Origin of the sequence: Caballeronia ptereochthonis, assembly GCF_001545075.1 — a bacterium.
GTDB classification, from domain to species: Bacteria; Pseudomonadota; Gammaproteobacteria; order Burkholderiales; family Burkholderiaceae; genus Caballeronia; species Caballeronia ptereochthonis.
Genome location: NZ_FCOB02000025.1, coordinates 19424 through 36178 on the forward strand (window position 1 = coordinate 19424; position 16755 = coordinate 36178).

The 16755-nt window shown below is 64.1% G+C and carries 14 protein-coding genes; 8 read left to right on the forward strand and 6 right to left on the reverse strand.

What is annotated here, in order from left to right; translation table 11 throughout:
• Positions 1-51: 51 nt before the first annotated feature.
• On the forward strand, positions 52-696 hold the full coding sequence (locus AWB83_RS24465; RefSeq protein WP_087048278.1) for a LysE family translocator: 645 nt from the start codon (positions 52-54) through the stop codon (positions 694-696).
• Between the two features lie 108 nt (positions 697-804).
• Here the strand turns inward: AWB83_RS24465 and AWB83_RS24470 are convergent, their stop codons facing one another.
• On the reverse strand, positions 805-999 hold the full coding sequence (locus tag AWB83_RS24470; protein ID WP_087048199.1) for a hypothetical protein: 195 nt from the start codon (positions 997-999) through the stop codon (positions 805-807).
• Between the two features lie 335 nt (positions 1000-1334).
• Between AWB83_RS24470 and AWB83_RS24475 the strand changes: the two genes are divergently transcribed.
• The 7 genes from AWB83_RS24475 (at position 1335) to AWB83_RS24505 (ending at position 8812) form a co-directional block, all read left to right on the forward strand.
• Entirely contained in the window at positions 1335-3278 is a 1944-nt protein-coding gene (locus AWB83_RS24475; RefSeq protein WP_087048279.1) for a sigma-54-dependent Fis family transcriptional regulator, read from the forward strand.
• A 208-nt stretch (positions 3279-3486) separates the two neighbouring features.
• Positions 3487-3561: a pyrroloquinoline quinone precursor peptide PqqA gene (pqqA, locus tag AWB83_RS37550; protein ID WP_087048280.1), complete on the forward strand. Its 75-nt coding sequence runs from the start codon at positions 3487-3489 to the stop codon at positions 3559-3561.
• A gap of 69 nt (positions 3562-3630) precedes the next feature.
• Positions 3631-3912, forward strand: a complete 282-nt coding sequence (pqqD, locus tag AWB83_RS24485; RefSeq protein WP_087048200.1) for a pyrroloquinoline quinone biosynthesis peptide chaperone PqqD — start codon at positions 3631-3633, stop codon at positions 3910-3912.
• Between the two features lie 252 nt (positions 3913-4164).
• On the forward strand, positions 4165-5904 hold the full coding sequence (locus AWB83_RS24490; protein WP_087048201.1) for a methanol/ethanol family PQQ-dependent dehydrogenase: 1740 nt from the start codon (positions 4165-4167) through the stop codon (positions 5902-5904).
• Positions 5905-5992: 88 nt separating this feature from the next.
• A complete protein-coding gene (locus tag AWB83_RS24495) occupies positions 5993-7207 on the forward strand; it encodes a c-type cytochrome (RefSeq protein ID WP_087048202.1) in 1215 nt (404 codons plus the stop codon).
• A 146-nt stretch (positions 7208-7353) separates the two neighbouring features.
• Complete coding sequence (locus AWB83_RS24500) at positions 7354-7539, forward strand: hypothetical protein (protein ID WP_087048281.1); 186 nt, start codon at positions 7354-7356, stop codon at positions 7537-7539.
• A 223-nt stretch (positions 7540-7762) separates the two neighbouring features.
• Positions 7763-8812, forward strand: coding sequence for an FUSC family protein (locus AWB83_RS24505; RefSeq protein WP_087048203.1), 1050 nt, complete (start codon positions 7763-7765; stop codon positions 8810-8812).
• On the opposite strand, the gene AWB83_RS24510 is transcribed toward AWB83_RS24505, so the two are convergent.
• The 5 genes from AWB83_RS24510 to AWB83_RS24530 all read right to left on the reverse strand — a co-directional run bounded on the left by AWB83_RS24510 (position 8809) and on the right by AWB83_RS24530 (position 16740).
• Positions 8809-9957: a DSD1 family PLP-dependent enzyme gene (locus tag AWB83_RS24510; protein WP_087048204.1), complete on the reverse strand. Its 1149-nt coding sequence runs from the start codon at positions 9955-9957 to the stop codon at positions 8809-8811. The two genes, AWB83_RS24505 and AWB83_RS24510, sit on opposite strands and share 4 nt — an antisense overlap.
• Before the next feature lie 93 nt (positions 9958-10050).
• Complete coding sequence (locus AWB83_RS24515; RefSeq protein ID WP_244197868.1) at positions 10051-11289, reverse strand: CaiB/BaiF CoA transferase family protein; 1239 nt, start codon at positions 11287-11289, stop codon at positions 10051-10053.
• Between the two features lie 3 nt (positions 11290-11292).
• Positions 11293-12102: an enoyl-CoA hydratase/isomerase family protein gene (locus AWB83_RS24520; protein WP_087048283.1), complete on the reverse strand. Its 810-nt coding sequence runs from the start codon at positions 12100-12102 to the stop codon at positions 11293-11295.
• Positions 12103-12170: 68 nt separating this feature from the next.
• Positions 12171-13457: an MFS transporter gene (locus AWB83_RS24525; RefSeq protein WP_087048205.1), complete on the reverse strand. Its 1287-nt coding sequence runs from the start codon at positions 13455-13457 to the stop codon at positions 12171-12173.
• A 244-nt stretch (positions 13458-13701) separates the two neighbouring features.
• Entirely contained in the window at positions 13702-16740 is a 3039-nt protein-coding gene (locus tag AWB83_RS24530; protein WP_087048206.1) for an FAD-binding and (Fe-S)-binding domain-containing protein, read from the reverse strand.
• Positions 16741-16755: the final 15 nt, after the last annotated feature.

Genomic DNA, 16755 nt, shown 5'->3' on the forward strand with positions numbered 1-16755 from the left:
GTGGCATGCATTCCGGCATTTTGCATGCCGCATACCGAAGGAGACAAATCGATGACCGCATCAACCGCCGTACTCGCGATCCTGTTCTCGCTGCTGCTGGGCGCGATGATCCCCGGCCCGAGCTTCGTGATCGTAGCCCGCAATGCGATAGGCGTATCGCGCACAGATGGGTTGGCGACCGCGCTCGGCATGGGCGTGGGCGGGATCTTCTTCGGCGGCATCGCGCTGGCCGGACTCTATACGTTGCTCGTCGCCGTCGAATGGCTCTATATCGCGCTGAAGGTCGCCGGCGGGCTCTATCTGATCCATATCGCCTTGAAAATATGGCGCGGCGCCGCGCAACCGATGCAGATGTCGACGCGAAGCGAGGCGGCCGCTCCCGCGAAAAGCGCGCGCAAGTCGTTCTGGCTCGGCCTCACGACGCAGCTGAGCAATCCCAAGACTGCGATCTGGTACGGCAGCATCTTCGCGGCGCTCCTGCCGCAGCATCCCCCGCTGTGGTGCTACTTCGTGCTGCCGCCGATGGTCTTCGCGATCGAGACGGGCTGGTACACGATCGTCGCGCTCGGCTTTTCCAGCCAACGTCCGCGCGAGATGTACCTGCGTGCGAAAAAGTGGATCGACCGCGTGGCCGCGGGCGTGATCGCGGCGCTCGGCTTGCGCCTCGTGCTGACCGCGGGCAAGGCTGGCCTGTGATGGCGCATGCCTAAGCCGAAACGGCATTCAGGATTTTGAATGCAAAGGGCCGGGCGCGCCGCAAGGCACGCCCGGCCTCTTCACATGAGCGCCTTCAAGGCGGGCGCGTCACAGCGGATGCAGCTTGCCGTTCAGGTCCATCGTCCACTGCGAGCCATCCTTGAACGTCAGCACGCCGCTCTGGGCGTCGATATGGATAGGCCTGCCCGCCGGCTCCTTCTTGTCGCCGCCGACGATGCGGGTCATTTCGGCTGAGGACAGTTCTTCCGCGTGGGTCAGATCATCGAGCTTCAGTTGCGTCATGACGTTTCTCCTTGCGATGCGTGAACGAGGATCGAGCGCGTGCTGGCGCCCGCCAGGTTCTTTTGCATCGGGTATGCCAATCGGCGCGGCCTCGGCTTCGATACGCGCCGGGCACTGTGCCGCGGGCCTGCGACGCACGCGCTCCCTCGACTCCCTGAACCCGTCAGTTCGACTCCGCCCAACAGGACGCGCGCGAACTGTCGGCATTCGCAACATCATCCCCTCCTTTCGTTTCGCTAACACTCTCGATGCCCACCGTGCATTGGCGCAGGACTTGCTTTTCCCGGGGCTCAAACATCCGGCGACACGACCGGTGCCTGCACAAGGAGGAGATGATGCAAGACGACATCCGCGACATCGCGGCTTCCCACGACGAACGAGAGAACGGCTGGCTGATCCCGTCGATCCGCAAGGCGCACGAACGGTCGGAGACGTTCGGTCTGAACGCGTCTACGCGACCCGACTACGACGTGCTGACCGACGGCGAGCTGCTGCTCAAGCTCGAACAGAACCGGGTGCTATGTGCGCACGCGACGCCGGTCATGGAGACCTTGCGCGAGCAGATCGTCAACACGCAGAGCATGATCGTGCTGACCGATGCGCAGGGACTCATCCTCCATTCCACCGGCGACGACGACTTCCTCGCCCGCGCGGAGAAAGTCGCGCTCAGGGCCGGCGCCAACTGGGCCGAGGAACGGCAAGGGACCAATGCGATCGGTACGGCGATCGCCGAGCGGTCTCCCACCGTCGTGCACGGCGATCAGCACTATCTCGCGGCCAACCGCTTCCTGACGTGCTCCAGCGTGCCGATTCTCGACCCTTACGGCGAGCTGATCGGCGTGCTCGACGTGACAGGCGATCACCGCAGCTACCATCGCCACACGATGGCGCTCGCGCGCATGTCCGTGCAGATGATCGAAAACCATCTGTTTTCCAGCACTTTTCAGGGCATGCTGCAGATCGCGTTTCACAGCCGCCCCGAGTTTCTCGGCACGCTGATGGAAGGCATCATGGCCTTCACATGCGATGGCCGCTTCCTGTCGGCAAACCGCAGCGCACAGTTCCAGTTCGGCCTGCCGCTCACGGCGATGCGCGCGCACACGCTCTCTTCGCTCTTCGGACTGTCGAGCGCGCATCTGATCGATCGTTCGCGCGCGAGCCGCGGGCCGCATATGACGCTCGATCTGAACAACGGCACCGTGGTGTGCGCCCGCGTGCGGCTGAATCGCGCGCCGGTGGCCGACATGCCGTCCATGTCGCTTGCGACGCGAGCGGCGCCGCGACCGTCCGCTTCGAAAGACGCGTCATCGAAACTGGCCTCGCTCGATACCGGCGACCCGAAAGTCGCTGCCGTGATCGGCAAGGTGCGCAAGGTGATCGGCAAGGACATACCGATCCTCATCACCGGCGAAACCGGCACCGGCAAGGAGCTGTTCGCGCAAGCCATTCACGGCGATTCGCCGCGTCGCGCGGGGCCGTTCGTCGCGGTGAACTGCGCTTCGATTCCGGAGAACCTGATCGAATCCGAGCTCTTCGGCTATGAAGAAGGCGCGTTCACGGGCGCGCGGCGCAAGGGGGCGGCGGGCAAGCTCATGCAGGCGAACGGCGGCACGCTCTTTCTGGACGAAATCGGCGACATGCCTTATTCGCTGCAAGTCAGGCTCTTGCGCGTGCTGCAGGAGCGCGTCGTCGATCCGCTTGGATCGAGCAAGTCGATACCGGTCGACGTCGCGATCATCTGCGCGACGCACCGCAATTTGCGCGAAATGATCGCGCAGAACCGCTTCCGCGAGGATTTGTACTACCGCCTGAACGGCCTCGTCGTGAAACTGCCGCCCTTGCGCGAGCGCACCGACCTTGCGGCTGTGATCACGAAGATGCTGGACACGGTGAGCGCCGAAGAAGCGTGCGGCGTGCGCCTGTCCATCGACGAGGAAGTCATGACGCTCTTCGAACACTACGCGTGGCCGGGCAATTGCCGGCAACTGGGCAATCTGCTGCGCACCGCAGCCGCCATGGTGGACGACGACGGCTGCATCCGCCGGGACCATCTTCCCGAAGACTTCTTCGAGGAGCCACGAAGCACCGTGCAGAACATGTCTGAAGCATACGCTTCACCGACGCTCGCCTCGGGGCGCCTTCAGGAAGTCACCGCTACGGTGATCGCGGCGACGCTTGCTCGTCATCGTGGCAACGTATCCGCGGCGGCGCGCGCACTCGGCGTCTCGCGCAACACCATCTATCGCAAGATGCCCTTCTGTTCAACAATGGAGCAATGACCCGTTGCATCGGGTGTTTCACCTCGATACACCCTTGTCACCAAGAGGTACAGCCCGGACGTGCTGGCCGCGCATCATCGAAATCGAACTGAAAGAATGATCGTGCGTCTGCACGGTCGATTCATGGAAGGCATGGAGCTTGCATTTTCGACGCCCGATCGCGAAACGGTTTGCGATCGCAACTCGAACATCAGCAAAGGAGATGACCATGCAATGGAGCACCCCCGCCTTTACCGATATGCGTTTCGGCTTCGAGATCACGATGTATATCGCCACCCGCTAGCGCCTCGATGAAGGCATGCCCGGGTTCCACCGAACCCGGGCATGCATCTTCTTCCCGGATTTCTTCCACATGAACCCGACCACCGCGCGTGCAACCGCACGCACGCGTCCACGTTTGCGCGCGCCATGGAAGCTGCATTGGCATGCGGACATGCGTTCGTGCGAAATCGTGCATTCACGCGGCAGCGTCGAACTGAACCGCAGCGCGGGCGAAATACTCGCGCGCTGCGACGGCACGCGCGAGCTGGACGACATCATCGGCGAACTCGAAGCGCGCTTCGGCACGTCGGGTCTTGCCGCGGACGTGTATCGCTTCATCGACGAGGCGCGCCGTCTCGGCTGGCTCGATTGAACATCGCGTCGAATCGCGACTGTCACATCGGGCAACACGCCAGCCTCTCACTGCTCCACGATGCAACACACCTGAACATGCTCCGCGCGGCGCGGCGATGCATCGTCGTTTGAGCGACATCCGCATGCAGCAAGGAATGCGAGCACACGAAACGTCAATGGCACATGACTTGCCTTGATGAGCTCGCAACCGCTTCGCATGCCTATAGAGATTCAAACAAGACGTCGCACCCGAGATTCCCAGGAGACAACGATGAAGACACGCCCAGTACCGGCCATGCGCATCGCGGCCCTCGCCGCAGGCGCCGCCGTCGCATTCGGCTTCGCGCAGCAACGGGCCACCGCGGCCGGCGGCACGCCGGCGCAGTATCCGGACGTCAGCTATGAACGTCTTGCGAGTGCGCAGGACGATCCAGGATGGCTCACGTACTACCGCACCTATAACGGCCATGCGCATTCGCCGCTCAAGCAGATCGACACGACCAACGTGAAGAATCTGAAGCAGGCGTGGAGCTATAAATTTCCCGCGGATCTTCAGCAAGGCTTCGAAGCGACGCCCATCGTCAACGGTCGCTTTCTCTTCGTGACGACGCCCAAGGACAACGTCTACGCATTCGATGCCGCAACGGGCAAGCAGCTCTGGAAATACGAGCCCAACCTCGGTGCGGAGTCGTTCAAGACGGCATGCTGCGACGTGGTCAATCGCGGCGTCGCGCTCTATGGCAAGAACGTCTACGTCGCGATGCTGAACGGCGAGGTGGCCGCGCTCGATGCGCAAACCGGCGCGCTCGTCTGGAAGAAGGCGATGTTCGATCCGGGCGTCGGCTATGCGTTCTCGCTTGCGCCGCTCGCGCTCGACGGCGCGCTCGTCGTTGGAAGTTCGGGCGGCGAGTATGGCGCGCGCGGCTTCATCGCGGCGCTCGATCCGGCCGACGGCAAGGTGCTCTGGAAACGCTACACAGTGCCCGGCGCGAAGGAAGCGGGCGGCAACACATGGCCCGACGGCATGCAGGAGCATGGCGGCGCGCCCGCATGGCTCACCGGCACCTACGACGCCGCGAGCAAGACCCTCTACTGGGGCGTGGGCAATCCGGGACCGTGGCTCGCGGATCTTCGTCCCGGCGACAATCTCTATTCCGATTCGCTGCTTGCGCTCGACCCGAAAACGGGCGGCCTCAAGTGGCACTATCAATACACGACCCACGACACGTGGGACTACGACGGCGTCAACACACCCGTGCTCGCGAACATCAAGTACGAGGGCAAGGACTACGACGCGATCATTCATGCGGACCGCAATGGCTATTTCCATGCGATCGATCGCAGCAGCGGCAAGCTGATCTACGCGCGGCCCTTCGTCACGGCGACATCCGTGACGGGCTATACGGCCGATGGCAAGCCAGTGCAGGACGCATCGAAGTATCCGAAGGCGGGTACGACCATCGAAACGTGTCCGAGCTTCCTGGGCGGCAAGAACTGGTGGTCCGTTTCATACGATCCGCAAAAGCATCTCGCAATCGTGCCGGCCCTGCATGCGTGCATGTCGCTGTCGGGCAAATCGGTGACCTACATGGAAGGCCTGCCATATCTCGGCGAAGGCTTCGAGATCAAGCCCGAGCCCAACAGCAAGGGCTACGGTGAACTGCAGGCAATCGACGTCGATACCGGCAAGAAGGTCTGGAGTCACTGGAGCAAGCTGCCGTGGAACGGCGGTGTCGCAACGACCGCGGGCGGTCTCGCGTTCAGCGGCTCACTCGACGGACGCCTTTACGCCTTCGACGAAGCCACGGGCAAGGTCCTGTGGCAGAGCCCGAAGCTCGCAAGCGGCATCATCGCGCAGCCCTCGGTGTATGAAATCGACGGCAAGGAGTATGTCGCCGTGCTCGCGGGCTATGGCGGCGCGAACCCGATCTGGGGCGGCCCGATGGCGAAGGCCGCGGAGAAGGTGCCGCGCGGCGGCACGCTCTACGTGTTCGCGCTCAATCGCACTTGAGCCTCGTCTTCATCACGCTTGTTCAGGCACGGCGAGCGCGCATCATCGCGCGCTCGCGGTCCTCATCGATTTCATCGGACGCTCAGACATGAATCATCCACTCAACAGCATTCGCGCCGTGAGCATGCTGGCGGCATGCGTCGCACTCACGCCGTCGCCCTCGGACGCAGCCGTGAAGATCTGCACGTTTCCCGGCAGTCCGTCGGCGGCACTGGATCGCACCGTTGCTCAAGCGGTCTTCGCTCGCGCCAGCATCGCCGCGACGTTCATTGCGAAGGGCATCGGCGAAGGCGATGACGACGGCGTATCGCTCAGGGAACTCGACAAGACCCTCGCACGCGAATGCGATGTGATCGCGGGCTTTCCGCGCTCCACCGTCGCCGATGCATCCGGCGGCAAGATGCGCTTCTCGCGCGGCTATCTGCGCGCGGGCTACGTCAGCATCGAAGCACCCGGGGCCGATCTCCAGGACGCGGCGAAGCGCACGGTCGCCGCGACGTATGCGAGTCCCGCGCAATTGATCGCCGTGCAACAGCCCGATGTGAAACTCGATCTGGAGAACACGTCGGCATTGACGGTCGAAGCAGTAGCGAAGGGACGTGCGCAACGCGCGATCGTCTGGTATCCGGCTGTCGTCGCCTATCGCATGGCGCATCCGGAGCGCAGCTTCAGCGTCGCGTCCGCGCATTCGCCGTATGCGGACTGGCAGCTGACATTCGCGTTCGGGCCGAAGAGCGAAGCCTTGCGCCCCCGCATCGACGATGCGCTCACGGCCTTGACCAACGATGGCCGCCTGCATGAACTGACGAAGCAATGGACCTTGCCCGCCGACACCGCGTCGGCACGCCATCCCGACACGCCTTCCACTGCGTCGTCTGCGCGTTCGGGCTTCATGCTCGCCGACATGAACGCGTCGCGCGAGGGCCGTTTCATCAAGATCGCGAACGAAGGCGGTGGGGAGCCGCCCTCGTTCGAACAAGCGCAAACTACGCACGGCAAGACGCTCTATGCAAGCTCATGCGCGAAATGCCACGGCGCTCAACTGCAAGGCGTGACGGCGCCCGCATTGCAAGGACCGGCCTTCGCGCCGCCATCGAACTCTCATCTGACGGTGGGCGGCATCTTCACCTATATGGCGACCAACATGCCCGCCGATCGCCCAGGCAAGCTCAAGGACCAGGACTATGCCGACATCATGGCCTTCCTGCTGCTGTCGAACGGATACAAACCGGGCGCGACGAAGATGACGGCCGACAGCGCGCGCGCCTCCAAGTTGCCGCTCAACGCCGGACCCGCACATTAGATTCCGCATGCGCACATCCGCCGCGCGACCTTGATTGCATCACAATGTGATATATAATCAAGTTGTCGCGCGAGCGGATCGACATGAGCCGCGAGGCGGCGCAATGCGCAAGTCGGGCCGGCTCGTGCCGGCGGGAGGCCAGCGTCGTGCTCATCAACAACGAATTTGAAATCGGCTATCTTGTCGTGGTTTTCGCCTTGCTCGGCGTCATCCTGATCGGCGCGCTGCTCACGGCGCTGCATCTGGACCGCTGGCATCCGAAGCTCATCAGCGCAGCCATCGGGGCGTTACTCGGGCTCGCGTTGATCGAAGCGGTGCCGATTCTTACCTGACACCCCCTGACGCTTCGTCAGTCTTCGGTTCGTCGCGACATCGAGGCAGCAGCATGCCCTGCAAGATCGGGCATGTATGCCGCCTCGTTCTCTGTTGTCCGTTCGTCCGTTAGCGCCTTCTTCATCACGCGCCGTGCGTGGCACTTGGCATAATGCAGCACCGACCGCGCGCACATGCGTCGCGTCTTCGCCGCATATCCAGTTCGTCAACGACACAGAGCGCATGACAGCGATCACCCGCACTCGACGCCACCTGCGCGCCTTCTTCGGCGCGCCCGAAGCAAGACGCCTCTTGCGCACGCTGATGAGCTGCGCGATCAGCTACGCCGCAGCGCGTCTCGCCGCGCTGCCGGAGGGCTACTGGGCGCTCATCACGACGCTCGTCATCGTGACGCAGCCGAGCCTCACGCAAGCGGTCGATACGGCGCGCGACCAGATCATCGGCGCATGCATCGGCGCGGTGGCGGGCGTGCTCGGCATCGTCGCGATGGAGCGCGGCGCGCCGCCGCTCGCGGTGTTCGCCGTCGCGCTCGTGCCGCTCGCCGCGCTGAGTGCGAAACGTCCCGCGTTGAGACTCGCATGCGTCACGCTCGTGATCGTCGTACTGATTCCGGCAGGCGAAGGCTCGCCTTTCGAGCGGCCCTTGCATCGCGTATTGGAGATATTGATCGGCGCGGCATCGGCGTTCGTGGTGTCGGCAATCTGGCCGAATCGCGCGCTCAAGGCAGCGCATCGCAGCGTCGCCGACACCTTGAGGAGCCTGGGTCAACTGATCGGACTGTATCTGTCCGGCGAGCACGACGAAGCCCGCGCGATGCGCCTCGAATCGAAAAGCACGGATGCGCAGAAGGCGCTCGACGATGCGTTGAAAGAAGCCGAACGCGAGCACATCATCGTGCTCGTGCAGAATCGCCGCTCGGATGCGATCGACAAGGCCGCGCCTTTCCTGCGCCGCCTGCACAGCGATGCGCTCTTTCTCGCCAAGGCGGTGGCTCGCCTCGACAGCGAGACGTGTGCGGCCCGGCTCGGCGATACGGGCCGCGCGTTGCAGGCGCTCTTCGAAACACTGGCTAGCGTGCTCGCTTCGACTCATCAGGACGAAGCGAAGCTCGCACGCGCACGCGCGTCGGTGAACGAACTGAAGGACGCGCTGGCCGCGCGCGAGCCGAGCCACGGCGCACAGGAAGTGGCGCAGTTCGTCGCCGGCCTCATCGTCGCCGATCTCGACGCACTGATTTCGACCATCTATCCGCTCAAGGAGCCGAGCGCTTAACGCGAAAGGCCGCGCGCGTCGATCGGCCAGATGTCGGCCACGCGTTCGCCTCGATAGCAGACATATTGGTCGTAGAGATTCACCGTCGGATCGCAATGCCCGGGCGGCAGGCGCAACCGCTCGCCGACGAGCGCCGTGAAGATTTCTTCGGGCATGCCTTGCGCCTGCAACATGCCGTGCTCGTCGTTCGCCGCGATATAGGTCAGCGCGGGCTCGGCGCTTCCATCGAGCCAGAGCGCACTGCGCGGCAAGCCCGAATCCACCGCGAGTCCCTTCAGGCCGACATCGCACACGGCCATGCCGGGGCGAGTCGCGCTCATCACCGTCGAGAGCACGAACAGGCTATGGCGCCAGCGCAATTCGCCGCCCCACCCGAGGCCGCCGTAGTCACCGTCCATGAAGAGATACGAACCGGGCTGAACTTCGGTATAGACGCCGCTCGCGGCATCGAACTCGACCGTGCCGGTGCCGCCGCCCGTCACGATGCCGCAGCGCACGCCGCGTGCATCGAGCGCGCGCACGTAGCTTGCGGCGATTTCCGCCGCGTGACCGGCTGCGGTCTTGCGTGCGTTCCAGTCGGCGACGTGCTGGATGCCGCCGTGATACGCCTGAATGCCCGCGAAGCGCAGCGCATTCTGCGCGGCGATGCCGTCCACGAGCGCGAGGAGCGCGTCTTCGCTCGTCACGCCGCAGCGATGCTGACCGGCATCGACTTCGGGCAGCACGTCGATCGTCACGCCCGCGCGCGCCGCCGCGATGCCCAACGCCAGCACTTGTGGCAATGCATCCACGCAAACCGACAGCCGCACGTGCGCGGCGAGCTCGACGGCCATCGCCAGCTTGTCGGCGCCGACGAACTCGTTGCTGACGTGGATGCTCGCGATCCCGGCCGCCGCGAACGGATACGCCTCGGAAAGCTTCTGACAGCACACGCCGACCGCGCCCGCTTCGACCTGACGCTTCGCAATCTCGCTGGACTTGTGCGCCTTCGCGTGTGGTCGCAGCGCGACGCCGTGGCGCGCGGCGAACGCGGTCATCGCCGCGAGATTGGCGTCGAAGGCGTCGAGGTCGATCATCAGGGAAGGCGTGGCGACCGATGCAAGCGAGTCGCCTACGCGAGCGGCGGGCGGAGGGGCGAGTGTCATGGTGAAGGGTGGCGGTGAAGTATCGTCAAGCCTCGATCATATCGCTGCATTCTGCATGATGAATGCATAGCGCAATATGGCCGCAGTCAGGACTCAAGCCGGAACTTCCGTTTCCAGAATCGCGCCTTCGTCCTTGAGCGCCTGAATGCGCGCGTCGTCGAAGCCGTATTCGCCGAGCACCTCTCCCGTGTGCTGTCCGAGCAGCGGCGCGGGGCGCGACGCCTTCGTGCAGCCCTCCGAAAAATGTATCGGCAAGCCGATGCCGCGCATCGGGCCCGCGAGCGGATGCTCGGTTTCGACGATCATCCCGCGCGCGATGGCCTGTTCATGCGACGACGCTTCCGGTACGCCCAGCACCGCGCCGCTCGGCAAGCCGATTTCGTCGAAGCACGCGAGCCATTCGTCGGTGGTCCGCTCGACGAGCCGCGCCGTCAGAATCCCGACCAGCGCCTCGCGATGTTTCAGCCGCCCCGCGTTGGTCTGAAAGCGCTCGTCTTCGGCCAGGCCAGGAATGTTCAACACGCCGACGAGTCGCTCGTAATTGCTCTGATTCGCCGCGCCGATGTTGACCCAGCCGTCGCGCGTGCGGAATGCCTGATACGGCGCGCTCGTCGGATTGGCAGATCCGGCTTTGGGCAAGACGGTGCCATCGGCGAAGTAGTTGGCGAAGGCCCAGTACATCTGCTGCAGGCCGGCTTCGAAAAGCGATGTATCGACCATCTGCCCGAGGCCGGTGGCCTGCTTCCTCGCATACGCCGCGCTGACGCCGAGCGCCGCCAGAATGCCCGCGTTGATGTCGGTGACGGGCGAGCCTGCCTTGATCGGCGCCTGGCCCGGCTCGCCGGTCATGCTCATCAGCCCGCTCAAACCTTGCGCGATGAGATCGAAACCGCCCTTGTCCGCCATGGGCCCGCTGCGTCCGTAACCCGAGATCGCGCAATAGATGAGCCCGGGGTTCGCCGCCTTGAGCGTTTCGTAGCCCATGCCGAGCTTTTCCATCGTGCCGCGCCGATAGTTCTCGGTCACGACGTCCGCGCTCGCGAGCATCTTCCTGAGCACTTCCTTGCCGCCTTCCGTCTTGAGATTGAGTGCGATGCCGCGCTTGTTGCGGTTCACGATCATGAACGATGCGGACTCGCCGCTCGCGAGGATCGGCGCGAAGCGCCTGCAATCGTCGCCATTGGGAATCTTTTCGACCTTGATGACGTCGGCGCCCATGTCCGCGAGCATCATCCCGCAGATCGGCCCCGACATGATGTGCGCGAGCTCGATCACACGCATGCCCGCAAGCGGTCCCGTGCCCGGCGCGGCAACTGGTTTCGTGTCTGCCATGATTCAACGTCCCTTGAATTGCGGTTTGATCTTGTCGAGAAAGGCCTGATAGCCGATGCGGAAATCTTCCGTGCCGAAGCAGGCGAAGCCTTCGTCGAGTTCTTCTTCGGTGAGCGGCGCGGAATCCATCACGCGACGCACGAACCGCTTGTGCCAGCGTGCGACGAGCGGCGCGCCATCGGCGATGCGCCGCGCGGTCTCGCAGGTGTGCGCCGTGACTTCGCCGTCCGCGACGACGCGCGTGACGAGCCCTTTCGCAAGCGCCTCCTGCGCGCCGAAGATGCGGCCTTCGAGAAGAATCTCGAGTGCGACCGCCGGTCCCGCGAGCCTCACGAGGCCATCCATTTCCGCATGCGCCATCACGAGGCCGAGGTTCTTGATGGGCACGCCGAAGCGGCTCGATTCGCCGCAGATGCGCAGGTCGCACATCGCCGCGATCTCGAGGCCGCCGCCGACGCAAATGCCGTGAATCATCGCGACGATCGGATGGCGGCACTCGCGCAACGCATTCAACGTGCGATGCATGATCGCGCCGTATGCCTTCGCCTGCTCGACATTGGCGCGGTCAGTCCGGAACTCGCCGATGTCGTTGCCCGGCGAAAACGCTTTCTCGCCCGCGCCGCGCAATACGATGCAGCGCAAAGAGTCGTCGCCGGAGAGCCTTTCCATGGTCTCCCCCAGCGAGCGCCACAGAGGCTTGGTCATCGCATTGAGCTTCTCGGGGCGGTCGATGACGACCGTGGCGATATCGCCCTCGCGCTCGATCAGGATGGATGGTTCCGCCACATCGCCTCCTTGAATTGAATATTGCATGCATTGTTCCGATGCGGTTCGATGCATGCAGAATGCATCGAACCGCGACGCCCGCGGGCGTCGCCCGGTCACACGAACTTGCGCACCTGCGCCGCGTCCGGTTGTTCCTCTTCCACGTCGAGGACGCGGTCGGGGCGCATCGTGAACGAGAGGATGATGCCCACCGCCATCAGGATCATCGACACGGTGAACGGCAGGTTCCAGTTGCCGGTGCGGTCGATCAGCCAGCCGCCCAAGACCGGGCTGATGATCGCGGCGAGCGCCGAGCCCGAATTCATGATGCCGGAGGCGGTGCCCGCGTGTTTCGGCGCGATGTCCATCGGCACGGACCACATCGGGCCGATCGTCATTTCGTTGAAGAAGAAGCCGGCAGAAAGACAGAGCGCCGCCAGCGTGATCGAGATGTTAGACACGAGCATGATCGGCGCGAGCGACAGCAGCGTAAGCAGCATGCACACGCCGACCATCACGTTGCGCGCGAGCCGGACGTTGCCGCTCTTTCTCAGGATGCGGTCGGTGACGGAACCGCCGAGCCAGTCGCCGAGCACGCCCGCAAAGAACACGCCGGAGGCGAAGAGCGCGGATTTGCCGAGCTCCATATGATAGCTGTGCAGAAAATACTGCGGAATCCAGCCGAGAAAAAGCCACAGCACCCAGCCATAGCAGAAGTACACGGCAGTGACGGGCGCCATGCGGCCGAGCAGCGTGCGCCATGGCACGGGCGCGCGCTCCTTCACGCCTGTATAAGTGACGAGCGTCGCGCATTCCGATTCCGTGATGCGCGGATGATCGCGCGGATTGTCGCGGAAGTACAAGACCCACGCGATCGCCCACAGAAAGCTCACGACGCCCGTGATGACGAAGGCGCCGCGCCAGCTCGTCGCGACCATCAGCCAGACGATGAGCGGCGGCGCGACCGCATTGCCGATGCGCGACGCTGCATGCGTAATGCCTTGTGCAAAACCGCGCTGGTCGGAGGGCATCCAGTTGGACATGGCGCGCGTCGCGGTCGGGAAAGTCGCGCCTTCGCCGAGGCCGAGCAGCACGCGTGCGACGATCAGCGAGACGAAGCCGCCCGAGAGACCCGTCAGCACGGTGGCGCCTGCCCAGATGATCGCGCAGAGCGTAAGCGTGCGACGCGGCCCGAAACGGTCGCCGACCCATCCGCCGATGATCTGGAATACAAGATACGGATACGCGAACGCGGAAAACACGAAACCGACCTGCGTATGCGAGAGGCCCAGCTCCGCGCCGAACTGGCTCGCCGCGGTGCTGACATTGACGCGGTCGATATAGGTGATGAAATACATCGCGCATAGCAGCAGCAGAACGCGCGTCGTGGCTCGACGGAACATCTTCGTCTCCTTGTGTAGCCGCGTGCGTGAGCCGGGAGCCTTCGGATCATCGAGAGGCGCCGGATGTCACGGAATGCGGAACTTCCCTGGGGTGCGTCGGATGAGGACTGCGGATCGATCTGCGCGCCTACTGCGTCCTGCGGCGCAGCTTGCGAATGCGTGGTTTGCGCGGTGATGTCATGGCTTGTCTCCTGATCGCGGCTCGTTGCTATCCGCTGTTGTGCTCTGGTTAATGAATCTGTCGTCAGTCCGTTGAATCGAGCGCCATCGCCAGCACGCGCGCAACGTGCAACGCCTCTCTTTGCGCGCCGTCCGCGATCTGATGACGGCAGCTCGTCCCGTCCGCGACGATCAACGCATCCTCTGCCGCCCGCACCGCCGGCAGTAACGACAACTCGGCCATCGCCTGCGATGCTTCGTAATGCTCCGCCTCATAGCCGAAGCTGCCGGCCATGCCGCAGCAGGACGATTCGATCGTCTGCACATCCAGCCCGGGAATCCAGCCGAGCACTTTTTCGACCGGACGCACGGCATCGAACGCCTTCTGATGGCAATGCCCGTGCAGCAGCGCCTTCGACTTGTCCAGAGGCCCGAGCTTCAGATGCAATCGCCCTTCCGCGTGTTCGCGCACGAGAAATTCCTCGAAGAGAAACGATGCCTCCGCGAGCTTGTGCGCGGCATCGCCATAGCCGTAGGCGAGAAATTCATCGCGTAGCGAGAGCAGACAGGATGGCTCCAGCCCGACGACCGCAACGCCGCGTTCGACATGGGGCAGAAGCGCGTCGAGCGTGCGCCGCGCTTCCGCCTTCGCCTCGTCGACGAGACCGGCCGACAGGAAAGTGCGTCCACAGCACAACGGCCGCTCGCCCGCGTTCACGTTCAGACGAACCGCATAACCCGCCGCTTCGAGCACGCGTTTCGCTGCACGCGCGTTGTCGGGTTCCATATAGTTGTTGAACGTATCGACGAAGAGCAGGACTTCATTGGTTGCGGATGCAACTGGTTTGCTCGTCGTGTCCGAGAGAAAGGGCTTCCTGAAGCGCGGAAATTCGCGTTGCGGCGCGAGGCCGAGCTTCGTCTTGAGCCAGCGCGCCACGCCTGGCATGCCCGATTCGACAGCGCCCGCAAGCGCGGGCATGCGGCTCGCGAGCGGCGCGTAGCGCGGCAGAAACGCGATGAGACGCTCGCGCATGCGCACGCCATGACGTTTCGTCCAGGCCGCGCGCGCCTCGATCTTGATGCGCGCCATGTCGACGCCCGTCGGGCAATCGCGCTTGCAGCCCTTGCACGACACGCACAAGTCGAGCACGTCCTTGACGTCCTGGCTCGCGAAACCGTCCTCACCGAGCTGCCCCGACAATGCGAGCCGCAAGGTATTGGCGCGGCCGCGCGTCACATGCTGCTCGTCCTTCGTGATGCGATAGCTCGGGCACATCGTGCCCGCATCGAACTTGCGGCAATGGCCGTTGTTGTTGCACATCTCGACTGCTTTCGTGAGGCCGTCCGCGAGATCGCCGCCCGATCCCGGCGCGCCCTCTTCACCCGTCGACGGATCGCGCGTGACGTTCCACGCGGACCAGTCGAGGCGCGGCTCGAATGCGCGCTCGCGATAAGACGGCGGAAAGCGGAAATTGGCGGCATCGTCCATCTTCGGCGGCGCGACGATTCGATCCGGACTCAAGCGGTTCTCGGGATCGAACAGTCGTTTGATGTCGCGAAACGCTTCGTTGATGCGCGGACCGTACTGCCATGCGACCCACTCGCCGCGGCACAGACCATCGCCGTGCTCACCCGAATAAGCGCCCTTGTATTCGCGCACCATCGCCGCGGCCTCTTCCGCGATCGCGCGCATCTTGCTGGCCCCGTCGCGGCGCATGTCGAGAATCGGCCGCACATGCAGCGTGCCGACGCTCGCATGCGCGTACCAGGTTCCTTCCGTTCCATGCTTCCGGAAGACTTCGGTCAGACGACCCGTATATTCGGCGAGATGCTCGAGCGGCACCGCGCAATCCTCGATGAAGGACACCGGCTTGCCGTCGCCCTTCATGCTCATCATGATGTTCAGGCCTGCCTTGCGTACTTCCCACAATGCCTTTTGCGGGTCTGCGCCGGGCATCTGTACGACCGAGCCGGGCAAGCCGAGATCGCCCATCAGTTCGACGAGTTGCGCGAGCTTCGCCACCTGCGTATCGCGATCCTCGCCCGCGAATTCGACGAGCAGCACCGCCTGCGGCTCACCCACCAACGCCTTCTCGATCACGGGCCGGAACGCGGGATTCGACATCGCGAGATCGATCATCGTGCGATCGACCAGTTCGACCGCAACGGGTCCGAGCTTCACGATGTGCTGCGTCATCTCCATCGCCGCGTAGAAACTCGGGAAGTTCACCACGCCCAGCATCTTGTGCGCGGGCAGTGGCGCCAGCTTCAACGTCAGCTGACGGCTGAACGCGAGCGTGCCCTCCGAGCCGACGAGCAGATTCGCGAGATTGGGCTCGCCGCCATCGCTGAAAGGCAGCGGGCTCTGGCAATCGAAGAGATCGAGGTTGTAGCCGGCTACGCGACGCAGCACCTTCGGGATGCGCTCGCGCATCTCGTTCCGCTCGCGCAGCGCGATGCCGCGCACGCCGTCGACGAGATCGCGCGTGCGCGCATCGGCCGTCATGCTCGAGAGTTTGCCGAAGCGCGTCTCGTATCCATCGGCGAGGATCGCATCGATCGCCTCGACGTTGTGCACCATGATCCCGTATTCCATCGAGCGCGAGCCGCAGGAGTTGTTGCCGGCCATGCCGCCGATCGTGCATTGCGCGCTCGTCGATACGTCCACCGGAAACCACAGCCCATGCGGCTTCAGCCAGGCGTTCAGATGATCGAGCACGACGCCCGGCTCGACCGTTACCGTGCGTGCGTCCTTGTCGAAGCGGATGATGTTGTTGAGCCATTTCGTCGTGTCGATGACGAGCGCCTCGCCCACCGTCTGCCCGCATTGGCTCGTGCCCGCGCCACGCGCCAGCACGCTCGCCCGGCCATCCGCCGCGATCCGCAATGCAAGCCGCAAATCCTCCTGATCCTTCGGCACGACGACGCCGACCGGCATGATCTGATAGATCGACGCATCGGTGGCATAGCGCCCGCGCGATGCGCGATCGAACAGCACGTCGCCCTTCAGCTCGCGCTGCAAGCGCGCCTGCAGCGGCGTCGGCGCGGACACGAGCCGCGCGCGGGCGGAAGCGGGCATCAGATGAATCGGCTTGACGAGTCGGTCGGCGGGAGAGTTGAGCATCGTCTCTGTGGTTGA